The sequence below is a fragment of the Pseudocitrobacter cyperus genome (assembly GCF_039889165.1).
Classification (GTDB): Bacteria; Pseudomonadota; Gammaproteobacteria; order Enterobacterales; family Enterobacteriaceae; genus Pseudocitrobacter; species Pseudocitrobacter cyperus.
This window is the reverse complement of record NZ_JAYMYY010000001.1, coordinates 737,812-752,846: the sequence shown is the minus strand read 5'-3', so window position 1 is coordinate 752,846 and position 15,035 is coordinate 737,812. Positions and strand designations below refer to the sequence as shown.

17 protein-coding genes are annotated in these 15,035 nt (G+C 51.7%); 8 read left to right on the top strand and 9 right to left on the bottom strand.

The genetic code is table 11. From position 1 onward, the window contains the following. The first annotated feature begins 13 nt into the window (after nucleotides 1–13). The 6 genes from VSR74_RS03675 (at nucleotide 14) to chbG (ending at nucleotide 5,247) form a co-directional block, all read left to right on the top strand. Nucleotides 14–334, top strand: coding sequence for a PTS sugar transporter subunit IIB (locus tag VSR74_RS03675; RefSeq protein WP_347793446.1), 321 nt, complete (start codon nucleotides 14–16; stop codon nucleotides 332–334). A gap of 79 nt (nucleotides 335–413) precedes the next feature. Continuing rightward, nucleotides 414–1,772, top strand: coding sequence for a PTS N,N'-diacetylchitobiose transporter subunit IIC (gene chbC / locus VSR74_RS03670; protein WP_347793445.1), 1,359 nt, complete (start codon nucleotides 414–416; stop codon nucleotides 1,770–1,772). A 50-nt stretch (nucleotides 1,773–1,822) separates the two neighbouring features. Further along, entirely contained in the window at nucleotides 1,823–2,170 is a 348-nt protein-coding gene (chbA, locus tag VSR74_RS03665; protein ID WP_347793444.1) for a PTS N,N'-diacetylchitobiose transporter subunit IIA, read from the top strand. A gap of 12 nt (nucleotides 2,171–2,182) precedes the next feature. After that, on the top strand, nucleotides 2,183–3,022 hold the full coding sequence (gene chbR / locus VSR74_RS03660; protein WP_347793443.1) for a transcriptional regulator ChbR: 840 nt from the start codon (nucleotides 2,183–2,185) through the stop codon (nucleotides 3,020–3,022). A 111-nt stretch (nucleotides 3,023–3,133) separates the two neighbouring features. Further along, the gene (locus VSR74_RS03655) at nucleotides 3,134–4,480 is read left to right on the top strand and encodes a 6-phospho-beta-glucosidase (RefSeq protein WP_347793442.1); all 1,347 of its coding nucleotides are present in this window, start codon (nucleotides 3,134–3,136) and stop codon (nucleotides 4,478–4,480) included. Nucleotides 4,481–4,491: 11 nt separating this feature from the next. Then, the gene (gene chbG, locus VSR74_RS03650) at nucleotides 4,492–5,247 is read left to right on the top strand and encodes a chitin disaccharide deacetylase (RefSeq protein ID WP_347794351.1); all 756 of its coding nucleotides are present in this window, start codon (nucleotides 4,492–4,494) and stop codon (nucleotides 5,245–5,247) included. Nucleotides 5,248–5,306: 59 nt separating this feature from the next. Here chbG and katE read toward each other — a convergent pair whose 3' ends face one another. Beyond that, on the bottom strand, nucleotides 5,307–7,565 hold the full coding sequence (katE, locus tag VSR74_RS03645) for a catalase HPII (RefSeq protein WP_347793441.1): 2,259 nt from the start codon (nucleotides 7,563–7,565) through the stop codon (nucleotides 5,307–5,309). Between the two features lie 209 nt (nucleotides 7,566–7,774). Between katE and cedA the strand changes: the two genes are divergently transcribed. Beyond that, the gene (gene cedA / locus VSR74_RS03640) at nucleotides 7,775–8,038 is read left to right on the top strand and encodes a cell division activator CedA (RefSeq protein ID WP_347793440.1); all 264 of its coding nucleotides are present in this window, start codon (nucleotides 7,775–7,777) and stop codon (nucleotides 8,036–8,038) included. 82 nt (nucleotides 8,039–8,120) lie between these two features. On the opposite strand, the gene VSR74_RS03635 is transcribed toward cedA, so the two are convergent. The 4 genes from VSR74_RS03635 to hxpB all read right to left on the bottom strand — a co-directional run bounded on the left by VSR74_RS03635 (nucleotide 8,121) and on the right by hxpB (nucleotide 11,908). Beyond that, nucleotides 8,121–9,512, bottom strand: a complete 1,392-nt coding sequence (locus tag VSR74_RS03635; protein ID WP_347793439.1) for an L-cystine transporter — start codon at nucleotides 9,510–9,512, stop codon at nucleotides 8,121–8,123. Nucleotides 9,513–9,643: 131 nt separating this feature from the next. Beyond that, nucleotides 9,644–10,234: a metal-dependent hydrolase gene (locus VSR74_RS03630; protein ID WP_347793438.1), complete on the bottom strand. Its 591-nt coding sequence runs from the start codon at nucleotides 10,232–10,234 to the stop codon at nucleotides 9,644–9,646. Between the two features lie 90 nt (nucleotides 10,235–10,324). After that, nucleotides 10,325–11,086, bottom strand: a complete 762-nt coding sequence (kduD, locus tag VSR74_RS03625; RefSeq protein ID WP_347793437.1) for a 2-dehydro-3-deoxy-D-gluconate 5-dehydrogenase KduD — start codon at nucleotides 11,084–11,086, stop codon at nucleotides 10,325–10,327. Nucleotides 11,087–11,239: 153 nt separating this feature from the next. After that, the gene (gene hxpB, locus VSR74_RS03620; RefSeq protein ID WP_347793436.1) at nucleotides 11,240–11,908 is read right to left on the bottom strand and encodes a hexitol phosphatase HxpB; all 669 of its coding nucleotides are present in this window, start codon (nucleotides 11,906–11,908) and stop codon (nucleotides 11,240–11,242) included. A gap of 145 nt (nucleotides 11,909–12,053) precedes the next feature. On the opposite strand from hxpB, the gene VSR74_RS03615 reads away from it, so the two are divergent. Further along, complete coding sequence (locus VSR74_RS03615; protein WP_347793435.1) at nucleotides 12,054–12,590, top strand: YniB family protein; 537 nt, start codon at nucleotides 12,054–12,056, stop codon at nucleotides 12,588–12,590. A gap of 36 nt (nucleotides 12,591–12,626) precedes the next feature. Here VSR74_RS03615 and yciA read toward each other — a convergent pair whose 3' ends face one another. The 4 genes from yciA to VSR74_RS03595 all read right to left on the bottom strand — a co-directional run bounded on the left by yciA (nucleotide 12,627) and on the right by VSR74_RS03595 (nucleotide 14,925). After that, nucleotides 12,627–13,025, bottom strand: coding sequence for an acyl-CoA thioester hydrolase YciA (gene yciA / locus VSR74_RS03610; protein WP_347793434.1), 399 nt, complete (start codon nucleotides 13,023–13,025; stop codon nucleotides 12,627–12,629). 136 nt (nucleotides 13,026–13,161) lie between these two features. Beyond that, nucleotides 13,162–13,698, bottom strand: a complete 537-nt coding sequence (locus VSR74_RS03605) for a septation protein A (RefSeq protein WP_347793433.1) — start codon at nucleotides 13,696–13,698, stop codon at nucleotides 13,162–13,164. A 53-nt stretch (nucleotides 13,699–13,751) separates the two neighbouring features. Continuing rightward, nucleotides 13,752–14,495: a YciC family protein gene (locus VSR74_RS03600; protein WP_347793432.1), complete on the bottom strand. Its 744-nt coding sequence runs from the start codon at nucleotides 14,493–14,495 to the stop codon at nucleotides 13,752–13,754. 25 nt (nucleotides 14,496–14,520) lie between these two features. Then, complete coding sequence (locus VSR74_RS03595) at nucleotides 14,521–14,925, bottom strand: YkgJ family cysteine cluster protein (RefSeq protein WP_347793431.1); 405 nt, start codon at nucleotides 14,923–14,925, stop codon at nucleotides 14,521–14,523. Nucleotides 14,926–15,035 lie beyond the last annotated feature (110 nt).

Genomic DNA, 15,035 nt, shown 5'->3' with positions numbered 1-15,035 from the left:
TGAGGAAGCGTGAATGGAAAAGAAACATATCTATCTTTTTTGCTCTGCAGGGATGTCGACTTCATTGCTGGTCTCCAAAATGCGTGCGCAGGCGGAGAAATATGAAGTGCCGGTAATTATTGAAGCCTTTTCTGAAAGTTTTGCCGCAGAGAAAGGCCCACAGGCCGATGTCGTATTACTCGGGCCACAAATTGCGTACATGAAGGCAGATATTGAGAAGTTACTGCCAAATAAACCCGTAGAGGTAATTGATTCCGCGCTCTACGGCAAAGTCGATGGTTTAGGTGTTCTTAAAGCAGCCGTTGCTGCTATTAAAAAAGCTGCTGCGCAGTAATTTTATTATTTTTCCCGTCAAAGAGTAATTTCACACACAACGCCGCAGTATTTATTGCGGCCTTTAAGGGTATTTTTCTATGAGTAAAGTGATCAGTTCGCTTGAAAAGGTACTCCTTCCTTTTGCTATTAAAATAGGAAAGCAGCCTCACGTTAATGCGATTAAAAACGGTTTCATCAGATTAATGCCATTGACCCTTGCGGGGGCGATGTTTGTCTTAATCAACAACGTTTTCTTGAGCTTTGGTGAGGGGTCTTTTTTCTATTCAATGGGGATTCGTCTCGACGCCTCGACCATTGAGAACTTAAATAGCTTTAAGGCCATCGGCGGTAATGTTTACAACGGTACGTTGGGCATTATGTCGCTGATGGCGCCTTTCTTTATCGGTATGGCGCTGGCGGAAGAACGTAAAGTTGATTCGCTGGCGGCAGGTCTGTTATCTGTTGCCGCCTTTATGACCGTAACGCCATACAGCGTGGGTGAAGCTTATGCTGTCGGTGCAAACTGGCTGGGCGGGGCAAACATCATCTCCGGTATTATTATCGGCCTGGTGGTTGCGGAAATGTTCACCTTTATCGTGCATAAAAACTGGGTAATCCGCCTGCCGGATAGCGTGCCTGCTTCCGTATCCCGCTCCTTCTCAGCGGTTATTCCAGGCTTTATCATCCTCTCTATTATGGGGATTATCTCCTGGGCTCTGACTCACTGGAGCACCAACTTCCACCAGATAATCATGGACGGCATCTCCACACCGCTGGCCTCGATGGGTGCGATTGTTGGTTGGGCATACGTTATCTTTGTTCCGCTGCTGTGGTTCTTCGGTATTCACGGTTCTCTGGCGCTGACTGCGCTGGATAGCGGCATCATGACCCCGTGGGCGCTGGAAAATATCGCGACTTATCAGCAGTATGGTTCCGTTGCTGCGGCGCTGGAAGCAGGTAAATCGTTCCATGTCTGGGCGAAACCCATGCTCGACTCCTACGTCTTCCTGGGCGGTAGCGGTGCGACGCTGGGGCTGATAATCGCAATCTTCATCGCCTCTCGCCGCGCGGATTACCGCTCCGTTGCCAAGCTGGCGCTGCCGTCAGGCATCTTCCAGATTAACGAACCGATTCTGTTCGGTCTGCCAATTATCATGAACCCGGTGATGCTGATTCCGTTTGTACTGGTTCAGCCTATCCTTGCCGCCATCATGATTATCGCCTACTCGCTGGGCATCATTCCGCCGATTACCAATATGGCGCCATGGACTATGCCTACCGGCTTAGGCGCTTTCTTCAGTACCAACGGCAGCGTCGCCGCATTGCTGCTGGCGCTCTTTAACCTGGTCGTCGCCACGCTTATCTACATGCCATTCGTCATCGTAGCCAACAAAGCGCAGACGGTTATTGAAGAAGAAGAGAGCGAAGAAGATATCGCTAATGCACTGAAATTCTGATGACGTGCGGTATGGGGAAGCCCATACCGCCATCACTAAAAGGAAAATGTATGTTTGATCTGGACAATATTACCGCAGAACCTGTGCAGGAAAATGACCTCGAAGAAGTGGTGATGGGCCTGATTATTAACTCCGGGCAGGCGCGCAGCCTGGCGTACACGGCGCTAAAGCAGGCAAAACAGGGTGATTTCACCACCGCGAAAGCAACCATGGAGCAGTCGCGCACTGCGCTGAACGAAGCGCACCGTGTACAGACGCAGCTTATCGAAAGCGATGAGGGTGAGGGGAAAATGAAGGTGAGTCTGGTGCTGGTTCATGCGCAGGATCATCTAATGACCTCAATGCTTGCTCGTGAGCTGGTTGCGGAATTGATCGAGCTCCATGAGAAGGTACAATAGGTTATCCGCACTATGAGGCAGCCGAAGATGATGACCATGGAAATTAACACCGCACGAGAACAGCAACTGTTTGACGGTCGCAATTTTCATGTCTTTATCTACAACAAAACGGAAAGCGTCAGCGGCCTGCACCAGCATGATTACTACGAGTTCACGCTGGTGCTCACGGGCCGCTACTATCAGGAGATCAATGGTAAGCGCGTTCTGTTAGAGCGCGGTGATTTCGTCTTTATCCCGTTAGGGTCGCACCACCAGAGCTTCTATGAATTTGGTGCTACCCGCATCCTGAACGTCGGGATTAGCAAAGACTTCTTCGCCACGCACTACCAGCCACTGCTGCCGTTTTGCCTGGTTGCATCGCAGGTGTACTCCGTTAAAAGTACTTTTCTCAGCTATATTGAGTCGGTGATTTCTTCGCTGCATTTTCGTGAAACCGAATTTGATGAATTTATTGAAGTAGTGGCTTTTTATGTAATTAACCGTCTGCGCCATCATCGTGAAGATCAGGCACAGGATGTGACGCCGCAGTGGTTAAAAACAACCGTCGAAGCCATGCACGATAAAATGAAATTTGGTGAGGGCGCGCTGGAAAACATGGTTATGCTTTCCGGGAAATCTCAGGAATATTTAACCCGTGCAACCCAGCGTTATTATGGTAAGACGCCAATGCAGATTATTAACGATATCCGCATTAACTTTGCCATGAAGCAACTGGAAATCACAAACTACTCAGTCACCGATATTGCGTATGAGTCGGGCTACAGTAGCCCCAGTTTGTTTATTAAAACATTCAAGAAACTCACGTCATTTACGCCAAGCAATTATCGTAAGCGGCTGACGGTCATTAAGTAAAATAACTCACGCACTACGGTATTATCCGTAGCAATGCGACCGCAAATTTAATATCCGCGCTGAATGTGGAGGGTCGACTGCATTTAGCGGGTGGATCACGAGGGAGAAAGTATGAGCCAGAAATTAAAAGTTGTAACCATCGGCGGCGGCAGCAGCTATACACCAGAATTACTGGAGGGTTTCCTCAAGCGTTACCATGAATTACCGGTAAGTGAATTGTGGCTGGTTGATGTTGAGGGCGGTAAAGAGAAGCTGGATATCATTCATGCGCTGTGCGAGCGTATGGTGGAGAAAGCGGGTGTGCCAATGAAAGTCTTCAAAACCCTGGATCGCCGTGAAGCTCTGCAAGATGCCGACTTCGTGACCACCCAGTTGCGCGTCGGTCAGTTGCAGGCGCGTGAAAAAGATGAGCGCATTCCGCTGAGCCATGGCTATCTGGGCCAGGAAACTAACGGTGCAGGCGGCCTGTTCAAAGGTCTGCGCACGATTCCGGTAATTTTTGGCATCATTAAAGATGTGCAGGAACTGTGCCCGAATGCGTGGGTGATCAACTTCACCAACCCGGCCGGGATGGTGACAGAAGCCGTGTATCGTCACACCAACTTCAAACGTTTCATCGGCGTGTGCAACATCCCGATTGGCATGAAGATGTTTATTACCGATGTCCTGAATCTGAGTGAATCGGATGATCTGTCTATCGATCTCTTCGGCCTGAACCACATGGTGTTTATTCGTGATGTGCTGGTAAACGGTAAATCACGTTTTGCGGAACTGATTGACGGGGTGGCTTCCGGCACTTTGACCGCAAACTCAGTGAAAAACATCTTTGATTTGCCATTCAGCGAAGGGTTGATTCGCTCCCTGAATCTGATCCCATGTTCGTATCTGCTCTACTACTTCAAAACCAAAGAGATGCTGGCGATTGAAATGGGCGAGTACTACAAAGGCGGCGCGCGAGCGCAGGTGGTACAGAAGGTAGAGAAGCAGCTCTTTGAACTGTACAAAAACCCGGATCTCAACGTGAAGCCGAAAGAGCTGGAGCAGCGCGGCGGGGCGTACTATTCCGATGCGGCCTGTGAAGTGATCAACGCCATCTACAATGATAAGCAGGCTGAACACTACGTTAACTTCCCGCACTATGGGCATGTGGAGAATATCCCGGCGGAGTGGGCGGTAGAAATGACGGCGATTCTGGGGCGCGATGGTGCGAAGCCGCATCCTCGCCTGACCCGCTTTGATGACAAAGTGCTGGGTCTGATCCACACCATCAAAGCGTTTGAAATTCAGGCAAGTAATGCGGCGCTGAGCGGCGACATTAATGACGTCGAGCTGGCGATGAACTTAAGCCCACTGATTGGCTCCGATAAAGATGCCGAAATCCTCGCGCGTGAGATGATCCTCGCCCACGCAGAGTGGTTGCCGAACTTCGCCGCCACGGTGGAGAAGTTGAAAAAGTGACAGGAGGTATGATGGAACGACTGTTGATCGTCAATGCTGATGATTTCGGCCTGAGTAAAGGGCAGAACTACGGCATTATCGACGCCTGTAAAAATGGACTGGTGACTTCTACTACCGCTCTGGTAAATGGTCTGGCGATTGAACATGCGGCTCAGTTGAGCCGCTGTACCCCGGAACTGGCCGTCGGTATGCATTTTGTCCTGACGTTGGGCGAACCGTTGTCCGACATGCCCGGATTGGCCCGTGAAGGCAAACTGGGGAAATGGATCTGGCAGATGGCGGAAAACGACACTTTGCCGCTGGAAGAGATAGCCCATGAACTGGTCTGCCAGTATGACCGTTTTGTGGCGATATTTGACCATCCACCAACGCATATTGATAGCCATCATCATGTGCATATGATCCCGCAGATCTACCCGCTGGTTGCGAAATTTGCTCTGGAGAAGGGGGTGGCGTTGCGTATTGACCGCAGCATCCCGCTGGTGGAAGGGGCTACAGATGGTGTGCGAAGCAGCGCCGGATTCAGCAGCGCGTTCTACGGAGAAGCCATTTCTGAAGCATTATTCCTGAAAGTGCTGGATAAATCCGCACAGCATGATGAACCCTCGTTAGAGGTGATGTGCCACCCGGCGTTTATTGATCAGACGGTTATGGGGAGCGCGTACTGCTACCCGCGATTGACTGAGCTGGATGTCCTGACTTCACCCTCGCTGAAATATGCCATTGCGGAACGTGGTTATCGTCTGGGTACTTACCGGGACGTCTGATTCTGCGGTTTGAGAGAATGTTGTGCTTTTCGCCCGGTAATCCGTCACCGGGCTTTTTTTTACGCCGGTATGGTTGCCGTTTTAGCCGCGCGTGACCAGACGCGGTGCGCCGCTACCAGGCTGAGTAACGTTTCAACGGCAGGTGATGTGATCGTATCTTCTTCAACAACACCTTCTTCACCCTGGCTATCAACATGCAGTATCTTTTTAAACTGACGTGCATCCCCCGCCAGCAGTATCGGCTTAAGGTGTTTGTAGGCCTCCAGCAAATAGTATTGCGCATCACCGCTATTTAACAGCGCGCTGAGATCGCCACCCGGTACGACTACCGCATCCACCGTCAGTGAAGGGGAGCCAGCGAACGTTCCGGCGACGGGTAATTTCGAGCCATCATCAGCGGTGACTTCACCCATTCGTGAATAGAGCAGTTTGGCATGTACGCCCTGAGATTTAAGTTCTTTGAGCAGGGTTAGTACATCAGCAGAGGATGTGCTCTGGTTTAGTAAGACCGCCACTACCCGTCCTTTCACAGTGCCACCTGGGAGGGTGTACAGGCTGAGTGTCGGGTCTTTTTTCAGGCCATTCACGTCAGCGGGAGGGGTACGGTTACGCTGTTCTTCGGTCAGTGTTATGCCTAAGTTTTCCGCTACGCTTTGCGCCAGACGAATATCGACGCTGGCAAGTTGATCGACCACCCGCTCGCGGATCCATTCACGTACCACTTTACTTAACTCAAAGCTAAAGGCATCGATAATGTGCTGTTGCTCAATAGGCGTCTGGCTATTCCAGAAAAGCCGGGGTTGTGCGTAATATTCACCAAAAGAGGGGCTGCGTTCACGGACTTTATGCCCATCGACGCGCTCCTGATGAGACTCAAAACCACCACGTTTCGGCCCCGGCGGCGTTTCGCGCGGCCAGTTGTCATTAATGGAGTTGGGCTCATAATTCGCCGGGTTGGTGTCGATATCCTGGCGATGCATGCCGTCACGCTGGAAGTTATGGTACGGGCAGGTCGGGCGATTAATCGGGATCTCGTGGAAATTCGGCCCACCGAGGCGACTGATTTGCGTATCCGTGTAGGAGAACAGACGCCCCTGTAATAGCGGATCATTGCTGAAATCCAGCCCCGGAACAATATGCCCGGGGTGAAATGCTGCCTGTTCATTCTCGGCAAAAAAGTTGTCCGGATTACGGTTCAGCACCATTTTCCCGACCCTTTGTACCGGCACCAGTTCTTCGGGGATAAGCTTAGTCGGATCTAGCAGGTCAAAATCGAATTTAAATTCGTCTTCTTCGGGAATCAACTGGAGCCCCAGTTCATATTCCGGATAATCTCCGGCTTCTATTGCTTCCCATAAATCGCGGCGATGAAAATCGGGGTCGCGCCCGGTAAGCTTTTGCGATTCATCCCACAGTAGCGACGCTTTCCCGGCCACTGGCTTCCAGTGGAAGCGGACAAAGGTCGATTTCCCCTCGGCGCTAATCAAACGAAAGGTGTGGATGCCGAAGCCTTCCATCGTTCGATAGCTGCGTGGAATACCGCGATCCGACATGGCCCAGAAGACGTTGTGCAGGGTTTCGGGCTGGAGTGAGACATAATCCCAGAACGTGTCATGGGCGCTTTGCCCCTGGGGAATTGCCGAGTGTGGCTCGGGCTTCACTGCATGCACGAAGTCAGGGAATTTCAGCGCATCCTGAATAAAGAAGATCGGCGTATTGTTGCCGACCAGGTCGAATATACCCTCATCTGTATAAAACTTAGTGGCAAAACCGCGGATATCGCGCACGGTATCGGCCGATCCCGCACCGCCCTGAACGGTTGAGAAACGCACGAAAACGGGGGTGATTTTCTCTTCTGAAGAGAGAAAGTCCGCCTTCGTAACATCACTCAGGCTTTTGTAGGGCTGGAAGTAACCATGCGCTGCAGATCCACGCGCATGGACGATGCGTTCCGGAATGCGTTCGTGGTCGAAGTGGGTGATTTTCTCGCGCAGGATAAAGTCTTCCAGCAGAGTAGGACCACGGCTGCCGGCACGCAGTGAATTTTGGTCATCGGCGATACGCACGCCCTGATTGGTGGTTAGTGGGAAATTTTCGCCACCTTTACGCTGTTTATCGAGTGCATTTAGCTTTTCGTTGCGGGTATCTGGCGCTTTCAGGCTACCAGGCGCTGTCGGCTCTGCGCCTGGGGCGGTATGCTCAGGGGTTGGTCGCCAGCGCCCGTCCTCGGGTGCCAGGGAGTCAAGGCCTGGTTTAGACTCTGCGGCATCGTGTACCGGTGATGAATGGGTTTTCGCTTTTGGTTGTTGATCCGACATGCTCCTCTCCTGTTTTCATCGCTGAAAATTGGTCGATATTGCGGTAAAACCCTTCTAACTATAGAACAATCTCGGGTTTTGTCCGCCGACAGGGGAAGATTAGGATTGTGCTTAAGTACGCATTTATAACCCGGAGAAGCAAACCGCACACAGAGGACAGGACGTAAGGATGTGAAATCGGCTAAGATTACACTTTTCGATTTTTAAATTTGTCTTTAGTGAAAAAGCCCAATATGAAATCTCTTCGCCAACAGAATCGTCCGGTTATTAGCTATGTCCCGCGGGTGGAGCCAGCACCGCCTGAACATGCAATAAAAATGGATACTTTTCGTGACGTATGGATACTGCGCGGTAAGTATGTCGCTTTTGTGCTAATGGGGGAGTCATTTCAGCGTTCGCCTGCATTTACCGTACCGGAGTCGGCGCAGCGTTGGGCTAATCAGGTGCGCCAGGAAGGGGAGATCGCGCAGTAGAGCGTAGGCTCCCATTCTCATCTCAATAGATGTAAAAAAAACGCGCAGCCTGCGCTGCGCGTTTTTGCAATATGTCCTTTCATTAACGATGCGCCAGTTCCGCATCATCCTCACTGTTCAGAATCTCTTTATCCGTCTGACCCAGCCACTGGCTGGTCAGGGTACCGGCGGTCATTGAACCACTGACGTTAAGCGCAGTACGACCCATATCGATCAGGGGTTCTACGGAGATCAGCAGTGCGACCAGCGTAACCGGCAGACCCATAGCAGGCAGCACAATCAGCGCGGCAAAGGTTGCCCCGCCGCCCACGCCTGCAACACCCGCAGAACTTACGGTGACGATACCGACCAGCGTCGCAATCCACAGTGGGTCGAGCGGGTTAATGCCTACGGTCGGTGCAACCATCACCGCCAGCATTGCCGGGTAGAGGCCAGCACAGCCGTTCTGACCGATGGTCGCGCCGAAAGAAGCTGAGAAGCTGGCGATAGACTCCGGAACACCCAGACGACGGGTCTGCGCTTCAACGTTCAGAGGAATGGACGCTGCGCTGGAACGGCTGGTAAAGGCGAATGTAATTACGGGCCAAACTTTACGGAAATATTTCAGCGGGCTGACACCGTTTACACCCAACAGCAAGCCGTGCACGGCAAACATAATTGCCAGGCCGATGTAAGAGGCCACCACGAAGCTACCCAGCTTGATGATGTCCTGCAGGTTAGAACCGGCAACGACTTTAGTCATTAGCGCCAGTACGCCGTAAGGTGTGAGTTGCATCACCAGACGCACCAGCTTCATCACCCAGCTTTGCAGCGTATCAATCGCTGTCAGTACGCGCTGGCCTTTTGGTTCATCGTCTTTCAGCAATTTCAGCGCAGCCACCCCGAGGAAAGCGGCGAAAATCACGATACTAATGATAGAGGTAGGATTTGCACCGGTCAGATCGGCAAACGGATTTTTCGGCACAAAGGAGAGCAGCAGTTGCGGTACATTCAGGTCTGCAACTTTGCCAGCATAGTTGCTGTGAATCGCATCGAGGCGCGCGGTTTCTGCTGTGCCCTGTACCAGACCTTCCGCCGTCAGGCCAAACAGGTTAGTGACCAGTACACCGACCAGCGCAGCAATAAGCGTGGTGAACAGCAGGGTACCAATGGTCAGGAAGCTGATTTTACCCAATTGGGAAGCGTTATGCAGGCGGGCGACCGCGCTCAGAATTGAGGCGAAGACCAGTGGCATAACGATCATTTGCAGCAGTTGCACATAGCCGTTACCGACCACATTGAACCACTGAATAGAGTCTTTAAGAACCTGGCTGTCAGAACCATAGATAAACTGTAACGCGAGGCCAAAGACGACCCCCATTCCCAGACCTACCAGTACTTTTTTTGCCAGACTCCACTGTTTGTGACGCGTTTGCGCCAACAGCAACAGTAATGCCGCGAACACGATAACGTTCGCGATTAATGGAAAATTCATCCCCGTTCTCCTGATTTCATTATATAGCCAACCTCACCGGGCTGGTCAGATGTGAAAAGGGTAACAGAAGTGGCAATAGTCGCTTATATCCAAATGGAATGGATTATGACAAAAGTGATAGTTTTGTATGGTTATTGTTCAATCTGGTGGTTTATAAAACGATTGAAGGTCATTTGCAGAGAATTAATCACCCCTGAAGACCAGCGAACGGCGCTGTTCTCCGGTAGCGACTGAGGCATCCAGATGGCGTAAGCAAAGAGTGCCATGCAAAGAAAACGCTCCAGTTGATTGCCTTTTTGCGGCACAAGAACGGGCAGACGGAAACGCCAGCGGCAGGGCCATAATAGCGGCACGCCAGCCGGGGTGAGCATATCGGCAAGGATATGACTGAGATAGCCCAGCACCATACCCTGAAGTGCGTCGGCCGGAATAAACCACGTATCGGGTACTTTGAGGTAGAAAACGGTGAGCAGGGCGAAAACGGCCAGCAGACTGTGAGTAAACCCGCGATGACCAAATGCCCGAGCCACAGGTTTTGACAGCCAGCTAAGGCGTTGCCCAAGCAGGGATTTAGGGTGGTCAATATCCGGTAGCAGGCAGGTCAGCACCGCCGATGGCACAATATGCCACCAATCGCCTTGCGCCAGCACAGGCGTAAGCTCGGCATTTTTGGCAAATACCGCACAGGCGATGGAAAAGAGCAGGTGGCCTTCCGCCGTCATGATAAAACCCGATAAAACTGTCAATTCATACAGTATAGGGTTTTTATACAGTAGGCGGAAGAGGTTACGGTGTAACTCTTTGTTAAAAAATTAACGCGCCAGCCAGCCGCCGTCCACCGCCAGCGTATAGCCGTTGATGTAATCAGAGGCTGAAGAGGCGAGGAACACCGCCGGCCCTTTTAAATCCTCAGGAGACCCCCAGCGTCCGGCAGGAATACGATCCAGGATCGCCTTGCTGCGTTCGGCGTCATCGCGCAATTGCTGAGTGTTATTGGTGGCCATATAGCCCGGCGCGATAGCGTTCACATTAATATTGTGCTGCGCCCATTCGTTAGCCAGCAGTCGCGTAATCCCCAGCACGCCACTTTTGGACGCGGTGTAAGACGGCACGCGGATCCCGCCCTGGAAAGAGAGCATGGAGGCGATATTAATGATTTTCCCGCCGCTTCCCTGATGCAGAAACTGTTTCGCCACCGCCTGAGAAAGGAAAAACACCGACTTCAGATTCAGGTTAATCACGTCGTCCCAGTCCTTTTCGCTGAATGAGAGCGCGTCTTCCCGACGGATAGTACCGGCATTGTTCACCAGGATATCAATATGGCCCATCGCTTCCACCGAGCGGGTAACGATATCGTCAATTGCATCCTGGCGGCTGAGATCTGCCTGAATAGCCGTGAACTGGCGGCCAAGCGCCTGGACTTTGATGGACGTCTCCTGCGGAATTTTTCTGCTCACGCTGATGATGTCGCAGCCTGCTTCCGCAAGCCCCAGCGCCATTCCCTGACCCAGACCTGTGTCGCATCCGGTGACAAGCGCAACCTTACCGTGGAGGTTGAAGGCGTTCAGTATCATAGTGACCTCTGTATGCTGTTATTGTCGTTATAGCTACCCACACGACAAGCATAGAAGGGCGTGATGAAAAACTCAAATAAAAATGAAACAATGTTTCAAAAATATGATGGGCGTTGGATTTGCGGGCAATCGATATTGCCCGCGACGGAAAGGTTAGCCGCGCAGATCGCGCAAGGTTAAATCAGCCAGCGAGCGCAGTTTGACATTGGCCAGCACGAAATGAGGATCGTTTCGCCCTTCTTCGGCAGGCACGACGATTGAACGCATGCGCGCCGCTTTGCTGGCAATCATACCGTTAACGGAATCTTCAAGCGCCACGCAGGTGAGGGGATCGACGCCCAGTTTAGCGGCACAATCGAGATAAACCTGCGGATGAGGCTTGCTGTAAGGCAGTTTTTCCGCCGATGCCAGCGCATCGAACTGGTCGCGCAACTCAAACATGGTCAACACTTTTTCCAGCATATGCAGCGGAGAGGCCGACGCGAGGCCGACTTTAAGCCCGTTTGCTTTGCACAACGCCACTGCTTCGCGAACGCCAGGCAACAGCGGGCGAGTTTCTTCCACCAGGCTGATGGCGCGTTCGATAATGCGCGCGGTGACATCTTCGCGGCTCGGCCCGTTCCAGGGCTGCTGAGCAAACCACAGATCAACCACCATATCGATACGCAGACCCAGCGTATCCGGCACTTCGTTGCGGCGGGTAATATCAACGCCAAGGCTCGCAATGACCTCCAGTTCAGCACGATCCCACAATGGCTCGGAATCGATCAGTAATCCATCCATATCAAAAATAGCGGCGAGTATCTGGCGCTCTGCGGACATAACAACCTCTCTGTTGAGTAACTTAGGCGATGAATGCCGTTTAATATGGTATATCATATCGCGCTTAAAGTCGGGAAAAATGGCTGCCAGCGGGTAGACTCATAGAACATAGCCTGACGAAAAGACGTCTGAACAAGGGGAACCCATGACGTATCAACAAGCGGGACGCATCGCGATTCTCAAACGTATTTTAGGCTGGGTGATTTTCATTCCCGCGCTGATTTCAACGCTGGTTTCGGTACTGAAGTTTATGTACGAACACAGCGAAAAGCAGCCGGGCATCGACGCGGTGATGATGGACTTCGCCCATGTGATGATTGAAATGATGCGTTTCAATACGCCATTCCTGAATTTCTTCTGGTACAACTCACCCACACCCAATTTTCAGCAGGGTATGAACGTGGCGTTCTGGGTGATTTATGCGCTGGTCTTTGTGGCTCTGGCATTGCAGGACTCTGGCGCGAGAATGAGCCGTCAGGCGAAGTTTTTACGTGAAGGGGTGAACGATCAGCTCATCCTGGAAAAAGCGAAAGGGGCTGATGGAATGAGCCGCGAAGCGCTGGAGGCGCGTATTGAAGCGCCGCGTAACACCATTTTTACGCAAATTTTCCCACTCTATATCCTGCCGATAGTGGTGCTGGTGATAGGTTACTTCTTCTTTAGTGTGCTTGGTTTTCTGTAAGCCAGCGGGGGCCCGGTCAATGACCGGGCTTTTTTATCAGTCTGCGGCAATCGGTCGGGGTTTACCTGAAGGATCCACGGCGACGTAGATAAATAGCGCTTCAGTGGCTTTGTAACGCTGGCCAATCGGTTCAGAAGAGACTTTTTTCACCCACACTTCAATGTTTACCGTAATTGACGTATTACCCTTTTTAACGCAGCGCGCGTAACAGCACACTACATCGCCAACGGCCACCGGGCGCAGAAAGGTCATTCCGTCAACCCGCACGGTCACCACCCGACCGTGGGCAATCTCTTTGGCCAGAATCGCGCCGCCAATATCCATTTGTGACATTAACCAGCCACCGAAGATGTCTCCGTTGGCATTGGTGTCCGCCGGCATGGCAAGGGTGCGTAAAACCAGTTCACCCAGCGGAGCGTCATTTTTCGTTGTCATTATAATCCCTGTGCTTATCAATAGACGTCAGGCGGGATGCTACTACGAAATGGAAAGGGAGAATAGTGAAACGCACGGTGGTCAGGGCTTGCGGGAAGAATGACGCACTTCTGTACAGAAGTGCGTCGGGATTGGGTTATTTTTCTTCCTGTGGCATGTGGCGATAGATGTACACACCGCTCAGTACAGTAAAGAGCAGGGTCATCGCCGTTAAACCAAAGACTTTAAAGTTGACCCAAATGTTTTGCGGCAGCCAGAACGCAATGTAGATATTGGCCAGCCCGCAAAGAATAAAGAAGATAGCCCATGCGATATTCAGATTCGACCATACGGAGGCTGGCAGAGTAAGCTCTTTACCCAACATGCGCTGAATCAAAGGCTTTTTCATCACCCACTGACTGATCAGCAGTGCGCCAGCAAACAGGGCATAAATCACCGTTACCTTCCACTTAATGAACTCATCATTGTGGAAGAAGAGGGTTAAACCGCCGAAAACGGCCACCAGAACAAAGGTGATGAGCGCCATTTTTTCGACCTTGCGATAGCGCACCCAACTGTAGATAAGCACGATAGCGGTAGCGACAATCAGCGCGGATGTTGCGGCATAGATGTCGTAAATCTTATAAAACGCAAAGAAGACGACCAGTGGTAAAAAATCCAGAAACTGCTTCATACTTCGATTCCGTACTCCAGTTGCGGCCCAACGGCGTTGAGCCAGCAGGAAAATTAATTGCGAATAAGCATATACAAGCGGAATAAATAAATCAGCAACACGGCAGAGATAAGGTTGCTGAGTGTATTGACCACGACTGCGCCGACGTTCGGCGTTAATACGGCAAAGTTCGGCGCAAACACCAGCAACAGCGTCTTCGCCAGCAGCCAGCCAATTACCGCCGGGGCAACCAGGCGCATGTTGGCCCACGCCAGCTTCATACTGCTGCGCATGGAGACAAAGATACCCATTTTATCCTGCACTAACATGACAGGTGCGAAAGCCAGCACAATGGCTAACAACACGCCTGGCACAACGATTAACATCACGCCCATTTGCACGATAAAGGTCGTGAGGAAGATCAGTATAAACAGTTTAGGCAGGATTGGGGCGCTTGCACCGATGGCGCGCAGGGCGCTGACGCGATGACCGGCAGAGACCAGTTGAATCATCAGCATGACGCTGCCTGCGAGAATCGCATTGCCAATCAGCCCGGAAAATGTCGATGCGGCGGAAGCGCGCAGCAAGATTTGTTGCTGCTCTGGCGTCATGTTTTGCACCAGCTCAAACAGGCCTACGCTTCCGGCGACGCTGTCGCCCTGACGCAGCAGAGCAAGCTGTTCATCGCTGGGGGTAAAGGCGTGACCAATCACCACCGTGATAAATGCGCATAGCAGCGCAATCAGCAAAATGGTTAAAAACTGATTACGGAAAAAATTACCCGTGTCACGGTATACGGACTGCGCCGTGATAGACATGCACTCTCCTTGAGTATTGCAGGTGTTATTTAGCCGCTGATTGTACCGCAGTTAGTACGCTCGTGGCAGCATCAAGACTCGTATGGAAAAGCATATCTTTGTAAAGGGGAGGTAAGCCGTAACGCCTGCGGGCGCGATTACAGGCTTCGTTCTCTTCGCCTTTTTCGCCAGACATAGCAAATTCCCGGCAGGGAGAGGGTCTGTGATGGTAGATGGCGCAGCTCACTTTACTGCCAATTTCCCCTTCAAGGGAGGTACAGCGGGGCTGCTTACTGTTGGTTCCTTTCATGCATCGCAGAAAGGGGGAGACAGGGTCTGTCAGTTGTGCAGGAACCAGCCCGCCGCCATCGCTGGCTTCAGCCCAGTAAAAGGAGACACGAAAATACGCACAACAGGCCCCGCACGTCATGCACGGATTCAAATCGCTCATAGCTCACCTGAAAAAAACGCATCAACAGAAATTGTCGTGTCTAAATTAGCCAGCCGCCTCGATAAGATCAAGACGGGATCCGGACATGCTTAAGATGTCACAAACTTCAT

Bases quoted from the DNA above. Each gene is read 5' to 3' on its own strand.
- VSR74_RS03675 (WP_347793446.1), top strand. From the start codon at position 14: ATGGAAAAGAAACATATCTATCTTTTTTGCTCTGCAGGGATGTCGACT.
- chbC (WP_347793445.1), top strand. From the start codon at position 414: ATGAGTAAAGTGATCAGTTCGCTTGAAAAGGTACTCCTTCCTTTTGCT.
- chbA (WP_347793444.1), top strand. From the start codon at position 1,823: ATGTTTGATCTGGACAATATTACCGCAGAACCTGTGCAGGAAAATGAC.
- chbR (WP_347793443.1), top strand. From the start codon at position 2,183: ATGAGGCAGCCGAAGATGATGACCATGGAAATTAACACCGCACGAGAA.
- VSR74_RS03655 (WP_347793442.1), top strand. From the start codon at position 3,134: ATGAGCCAGAAATTAAAAGTTGTAACCATCGGCGGCGGCAGCAGCTAT.
- chbG (WP_347794351.1), top strand. From the start codon at position 4,492: ATGGAACGACTGTTGATCGTCAATGCTGATGATTTCGGCCTGAGTAAA.
- katE (WP_347793441.1), bottom strand. From the start codon at position 7,565: ATGTCGGATCAACAACCAAAAGCGAAAACCCATTCATCACCGGTACAC.
- VSR74_RS03635 (WP_347793439.1), bottom strand. From the start codon at position 9,512: ATGAATTTTCCATTAATCGCGAACGTTATCGTGTTCGCGGCATTACTG.
- VSR74_RS03630 (WP_347793438.1), bottom strand. From the start codon at position 10,234: ATGACGGCGGAAGGCCACCTGCTCTTTTCCATCGCCTGTGCGGTATTT.
- kduD (WP_347793437.1), bottom strand. From the start codon at position 11,086: ATGATACTGAACGCCTTCAACCTCCACGGTAAGGTTGCGCTTGTCACC.
- hxpB (WP_347793436.1), bottom strand. From the start codon at position 11,908: ATGTCCGCAGAGCGCCAGATACTCGCCGCTATTTTTGATATGGATGGA.
- VSR74_RS03615 (WP_347793435.1), top strand. From the start codon at position 12,054: ATGACGTATCAACAAGCGGGACGCATCGCGATTCTCAAACGTATTTTA.
- yciA (WP_347793434.1), bottom strand. From the start codon at position 13,025: ATGACAACGAAAAATGACGCTCCGCTGGGTGAACTGGTTTTACGCACC.
- VSR74_RS03605 (WP_347793433.1), bottom strand. From the start codon at position 13,698: ATGAAGCAGTTTCTGGATTTTTTACCACTGGTCGTCTTCTTTGCGTTT.
- VSR74_RS03600 (WP_347793432.1), bottom strand. From the start codon at position 14,495: ATGTCTATCACGGCGCAGTCCGTATACCGTGACACGGGTAATTTTTTC.
- VSR74_RS03595 (WP_347793431.1), bottom strand. From the start codon at position 14,925: ATGAGCGATTTGAATCCGTGCATGACGTGCGGGGCCTGTTGTGCGTAT.